The following is a 5,935-nucleotide window of genomic DNA, read 5'->3' as shown; positions in this document are numbered from 1 at the left end:
CGTGCCAACGCCACGCGCTCGCGCGGCGGTCATCCCACCCGTCCACGCGTCGACGGCACGAATCGCTCGATCTCCACGCATTCCCGGATGCGCAGCAGGCGCGACATCGTCGGCATCAGCGATGCAGAAACATCCGCTTCGACCAGGGGCAACAACGGGTGCTGAAAATGATGATGCAATTGCGTCAAACGCTCGCGCAGGGCAGTATTCATTCGGCGGGTGTGGTTGCTGTTTTGAGATCACAATCATGCCTTCGATGGCGACACCCGCTCCACTCTTTTTGCACCGTTGCTAGCAGGCAGAAATTCACTCGCGCCGGGGTGTTTTGCAAGAGCCTCTTATAGGACAGCATTTAAACAAAACAACCGGACCCGCAGGGGCAGGGCCACCGCGCACCGGTGAATATCTAGGAGCACCATGCAGACGACTCTCCCGTCCAGTCTGAAGATCGTCGCACCGCTTGGGGGCATCCTCGTGCCCCTGGATCGGGTGCCCGATCCCGTTTTCGCCCAGAAGATGGTGGGGGACGGGATCTCCCTGGACCCCATCTCGGACGAATTGCTGGCTCCCGTCTCAGGGACGGTGACCCAACTCCACAACGCCCATCATGCCCTCACGATCACGACCGAGGAAGGCATCGAAGTCCTGGTCCATATCGGGCTCGACACCGTGATGCTGCGCGGCGACGGGTTCTCGCCACGGGTCAAGATGGGCGATAAGGTTCAGGTCGGGCAGCCCGTTATCGGGTTCGACGCCGACAAGGTCGCCCGCAACGCGCGCAGCCTGCTGACCGAGATCGTCATCGCCAATTTCGAGCGCGTCGAACGGATGACCCCCGGAACCGGAATGGTCGAAGCCGGCCGCAGCGTCATTCTGGAACTCACGCTGAAGGACGGAGCCGGGGGACGGGCCGCCGCCGGGATAACCGTCGCCGATGCTGCGGCTGCCGGCCCGGAAGCGCGATCCGACGGGATTTCCCTGCCGAACCCCTCCGGACTGCACGCCCGCCCGGCCGCCGTGCTGGCGGCGGCGGCGAAGACCTTCAGCTCCCAGATTCACCTGATCCGGGGCGACGACAAGGTGAACGCCAAGTCCTTGGTCGCGATCATGGGCCTGTTCACAAAGCAGGGCGATATCGTCACGGTGAAGGCGGCCGGCCCCGACGCCGACAAGGCGGTGGCCGCCCTGGCATCCCTGATAGCCGAAGGCTGCGGCGAGAAGCCCGGCGAGGAGCCGCAGCCCGCCGCGGCAACGGCGGCGGAACCGGCCCGCGCCGTGGCCGCCGATGCCAGCGAGATCCCCGGCGTTCCAGCCTCCCCCGGTCTTGCCGTCGGTCGGATCTTCCAGTACCGCCATGACGTGATCGAAGTGGACCGACAAGGCGGCGCATCCGCCGACGAGCGCCGCAAGTTCGACCGCGCCCTTGCCGAGGCGGGCACTCAGATCGAGGAACTGAAGGGGCGCATGAGCGACCCCTCCAAGGCGAAGATCCTCGACGCCCATAAGGAGCTTCTCGAAGACCCCGACCTGCTGAATCTGGCGCTCGACGGCATCGCCGGAGGTTCCAGCGCGGCGTATGCGTGGCGGGAGGCGTTCACCCGCTATGCCAAGCAGCTGGAAGGGCTGGACAATCCCCTGCTCCGCGAGCGGGCGACCGACATCCGCGATGTCGGCAGGCGTGTTCTGGGGTTGCTTGCCGGGATCAAACAGGACCGGATCGAAGTGCCGCAGGACGCCATCCTGGTGGCCGAGGATCTGGCGCCGTCCGACATCGCCTCGATCGACCGCGAGCGGGTGCTGGGCTTCTGCACCACCAGCGGCGGGGCCACCAGCCACGTCGCGATCATCGCCCGCTCGTTCGGGATTCCGGCCATCTGCGGCATCGACGAATCGGTCCTGCATCTCGACAACGGTGCTCAGGTGCTGCTCGACGGCGGACGCGGCACGCTGCGCCGCAACCCGAGCGAGCCCGAAATCGCCCGCGCGCGGGAGCAGATCGCCCAGCACGCGGAGCGCCGCCGGCAGGCATTGTCGACCGCCATGCAGCCGGCGCAGACCCGCGACGGCCACCGGATCGAAGTCGTCGCCAATATCCGCAACGCCGACGACGCCCGCGCGGCTATGGAGGTCGGCGGCGAGGGTGTCGGGCTGCTGCGCTCCGAGTTCCTGTTCGATGAACGTGATCAGGCGCCGGGAGAGGATGAGCAGGCGGCGGCCTATGGCGCTGTCGCCGAAGTGCTTGGCCGTGGGCGGCCTCTGGTGATCCGCACCCTGGATGTCGGCGGCGACAAGCCGCTGTCATACCTGCCGCTGCCGAAGGAGGAGAACCCGTTCCTGGGCCTGCGCGGCATCCGGGTCAGCCTTGACCAGCCCGCCATGTTCCGCACCCAGCTCCGCGCCATCCTGCGGGCTGCCCCTCTGGCCGACCTGCACATCATGTTCCCGATGGTCGCGACGCTGGACGAGTTGCGCGCCGCCAAGCGGATTCTGGCTGAGGAGCAAAGCGCCCTCAGTTCGTCCATAGACGCCAGCGTCAAGGTCGGGATCATGGTGGAAGTCCCTTCCGCTGCCGTCCTGGCCGATATCCTGGCGCCGGAGGTCGATTTCTTCTCCATCGGCACCAACGACCTGACCCAATACACCCTGGCGATGGACCGGGGTCATCCCAAGCTGGCCCGCCAAGCCGACGGGCTTCATCCGGCGGTGCTGAGGATGATCAAGCTGACGACGGATGGAGCCAAGAAGCACGGCAAATGGGTCGGCATCTGCGGCGGCATCGCGTCCGACCTGATCGCGGTCCCGGTCCTGATCGGGCTTGGCGTCAAAGAGCTTTCCGTCACCGTGCCGACGATCCCCGCGATCAAGTCCGCCATTGGCAGGCTCACCCTTTCCGAATGCCAGGCCCTCGCCGAGGAAGTGCTGGCGCTGGGAACGGCGGAGCAGGTCCGGGCGCGGCTGGCGCCCTTCGCCGAATAAAGCCCGGATCAAGAAACCAGGATCAAGAAAAATTGAGGAAACCAATGACCCAAAGTCCATTCGCCTTCCTCCAGAAAATCGGCAAGTCCCTGATGCTGCCGGTCGCCGTACTACCGGTCGCGGGCTTGCTGCTGGGTATCGGTGCCGCCGATTTCGGCTGGATGCCGGAAATCCTGTCGCTGCTGATGAAGAACTCCGGTGACGTGATCTTCGCCAACCTGCCCCTGATCTTCGCGATCGGGGTGGCGCTGGGCTTCACGGAGAACGACGGCGTGTCCGCCGTCGCCGCCGCCATCGGCTACATGGTCATGCTGGCCAAAATGGGCGTCATGGCGGGGGTCTGGGGGGTGGAACCCAAGGCCATCATGGGCATCCCGTCCATGGAAACCGGCGTGTTCGGCGGTATCCTGGCCGGCGGCCTGGCCGCCTACATGTTCAACAAATATTACAAGATAACGCTGCCGACCTATCTGGGCTTCTTCGCCGGCAAGCGGTTCGTCCCCATCGTGACCGCCATATCGGCGATCGGGCTGGGAGCGCTGCTGTCGGTGATCTGGCCGCCCGTGCAATACGCCATCGATGCGTTCTCCCACTGGGCCGCCGTCAGCGATCCGCGTACCGCCGTGACCGTCTACGGCTTCGTCGAGCGCCTGCTGATCCCGTTCGGCCTGCATCATATCTGGAACGTGCCTTTCTTCTTCGAGATCGGCTCCTTCACCACTCCCGATGGCAGGGTGGTGCAAGGCGACATAAACCGCTACTTCGCGGGCGATCCGACAGCGGGTATTCTGGCGGGTGCCTTCCTGTTCAAGATGTTCGGCCTTCCGGCCGCCGCCATCGCGATGTGGCACGAGGCGCGGCCCGAGAACAAGGCCAAGGCCGGCGGTATCCTGATCTCCGCAGCACTGACCTCCTTCCTGACCGGCATCACCGAGCCGATCGAGTTCGCCTTCATTTTCGTGGCGCCGATTCTCTACTTCTTCCACGCCATTCTGGCGGCGTCCTCGCAGTTCGTGATGAACTCGCTGGAAGCCCATATGGGCTTCACCTTCTCGCAAGGCGGCATCGACTTCGTCATGTTCAACGTCCTCGGCGGCAATGCGCAGCGGTGGTGGCTGGTGCTGATCCTGGGGCCGGTCTACGCCGTGATCTACTACGTCGTGTTCCGCGCCTCGATCCGCATGTTCGACCTGAAGACGCCAGGCCGTGAAGCGGAGATCGGGGAGATTGCGACCTCCGGCGCCGCTGAGGGCGGGAGGTCGCGCGACCTCGTCGTGGCATTCGGCGGTCGTGGCAACATCACCAGCCTGGACGCCTGCATCACCCGCCTGCGCGTCGCGGTCAAGGACCCAGGCAAAGTCGATCAGGCCCGGCTGAAGTCGATGGGCGCCGCGGGAGTCATGATGGTCGGCAGCGGTGTTCAGGCAATCTTCGGCCCGCTGTCGGAAAACATGAAGACCGGCATGCAGGAATACCTGCGCAGCACCGGCGCCGAAGCGGATCTGGACACGCCGGCCCCCGCAGCGGCGGCGGCCACGGCGGCGGCACCACGCCCCGCCGGGGACACGCGGCGTGCGGAAAGCATCCGGCAAGCGCTGGGAGGTGCGGCTAACATCAAGACGCTGGAAGCGCTTGCCACGACCCGCTGGCGGGTTGAGCTTCAGGACAGCCAGAGGCTTGATGCCGCCGCATTGAAGCAAGCCGGCGTGGCGGCGGTGATGCCGGTGGGCACCAACGTCTTCCACCTGATCGTCGGGTTCGATGCGGCGGATTTAGCCGACGCCCTCGGCGGAGCATGAGGAATAGGGGATGGACGAGATCACCGTCGGACTGATCGGCTACGGGCTGGCCGGCTCGGTCTTCCACGCGCCGCTGGTGAATGCGGAGGCACGCATGCGGCTCGCCTCGGTGGTCACCAGCCGCAAGGATCAGGTAACGAATGACCTTCCCGGCGTCCAGGTGGTGGAGACCGCCGATGAGCTGTTCGCGGACCCCAATATCGAACTGGTGGTCGTTGCCTCCCCCAACACCACCCACGTCCCTTTCGCCCGCGCGGCACTTGTTGCTGGCAAGCATGTGGTGATCGACAAACCCTTCGCCCCGACATTGGGGGAGGCGGACGCGCTGATCGCCCTGGCGGAGGAAAAGGACCGTTTTCTCAGCATCTTCCACAATCGGCGCTGGGACGACGGCTTCCTCACCGCGCGCCACTGCATCGAGCAGGGGCTTGTCGGCACCGTCGCCCATTACGAGGTCCATTTCGACCGCTTCCGGCCGGCGATCAAACAGGGCTGGCGCGAGCAGCCGCTGAAAGGCTCAGGCCTGCTCTACGACCTCGGCCCGCACCTTATCGACCAATCTCTAGTCCTGTTCGGCCTCCCCAAGGCGGTAACCGCCGATGTCATCACCCAGCGGCCGCAGGCCGTGATGGACGACTACTTCCACGTGATCCTGGATTACGGCAGGATGCGGGCGATCCTGCACGCCGCAACCCTGGTGCGCCGCCCAGGCCCTCATGTCATCCTGCACGGCGATGCCGGCAGCTTCTCCAAACACGGCCTCGACCCGCAGGAAGCCGCCTTGAAAGCTGGCTGGCGCCCCGGCATGCCCGGCTGGGGGGAAACCATTCATCAGGGCATCCTGACACGCGTCGACGGCACCGAAACGATGATCGACACACTCCCCGGCCGCTACGAAGCCTACTACGCCGCCGTCGCGGCAAGCATTCGCGACGGCGCCCCGCCGCCCGTGACGGGGAGGGAGGCACGCGACGTCATGCTCGTTCTGGAGACGGCGCTGCGTAGTGCCGTGGAGCGCCGAACGGTGGCGGTGATCTGATAAGAAGAGGATGAATGACCGCAACGCCCCAGGCCACCCGCCACCCCAAGCTCCGACCGCGAGCTTGTCCTGACGGGCATCTCACCCGATTTCACGGCGTGTTCGCAGCCAACAGTAATAT

The 5,935-nt window shown here is 65.5% G+C and carries 3 protein-coding genes; all 3 read left to right on the top strand.

Features of this window, described 5'->3' with window-relative positions; translation table 11 throughout:
* Window positions 1-417 precede the first annotated feature (417 nt).
* From ptsP to NA637_RS23735, 3 genes are read left to right on the top strand one after another with little or no spacing between them, the layout of a single operon-like run.
* On the top strand, window positions 418-2,976 hold the full coding sequence (gene ptsP, locus NA637_RS23745) for a phosphoenolpyruvate--protein phosphotransferase (protein WP_256074955.1): 2,559 nt from the start codon (window positions 418-420) through the stop codon (window positions 2,974-2,976).
* A gap of 44 nt (window positions 2,977-3,020) precedes the next feature.
* The gene (gene ptsG / locus NA637_RS23740) at window positions 3,021-4,775 is read left to right on the top strand and encodes a PTS glucose transporter subunit IIBC (protein WP_256074954.1); all 1,755 of its coding nucleotides are present in this window, start codon (window positions 3,021-3,023) and stop codon (window positions 4,773-4,775) included.
* Between the two features lie 10 nt (window positions 4,776-4,785).
* Complete coding sequence (locus NA637_RS23735; RefSeq protein ID WP_256074953.1) at window positions 4,786-5,814, top strand: oxidoreductase; 1,029 nt, start codon at window positions 4,786-4,788, stop codon at window positions 5,812-5,814.
* The last annotated feature ends 121 nt before the right edge of the window (window positions 5,815-5,935 follow it).

Source organism: Stutzerimonas stutzeri (assembly GCF_024448935.1).
Classification (GTDB): domain Bacteria; phylum Pseudomonadota; class Gammaproteobacteria; order Pseudomonadales; family Pseudomonadaceae; genus Stutzerimonas; species Stutzerimonas stutzeri_AO.
The sequence above is the reverse complement of the archived record's forward strand: the minus strand, read 5'-3'. Positions and strand labels throughout refer to the sequence as shown.

Excerpts from the sequence above, each read along its gene's own strand:
- ptsG (WP_256074954.1), top strand. The coding sequence starts at position 3,021 with ATGACCCAAAGTCCATTCGCCTTCCTCCAGAAAATCGGCAAGTCCCTG.
- NA637_RS23735 (WP_256074953.1), top strand. The coding sequence starts at position 4,786 with ATGGACGAGATCACCGTCGGACTGATCGGCTACGGGCTGGCCGGCTCG.
- ptsP (WP_256074955.1), top strand. The coding sequence starts at position 418 with ATGCAGACGACTCTCCCGTCCAGTCTGAAGATCGTCGCACCGCTTGGG.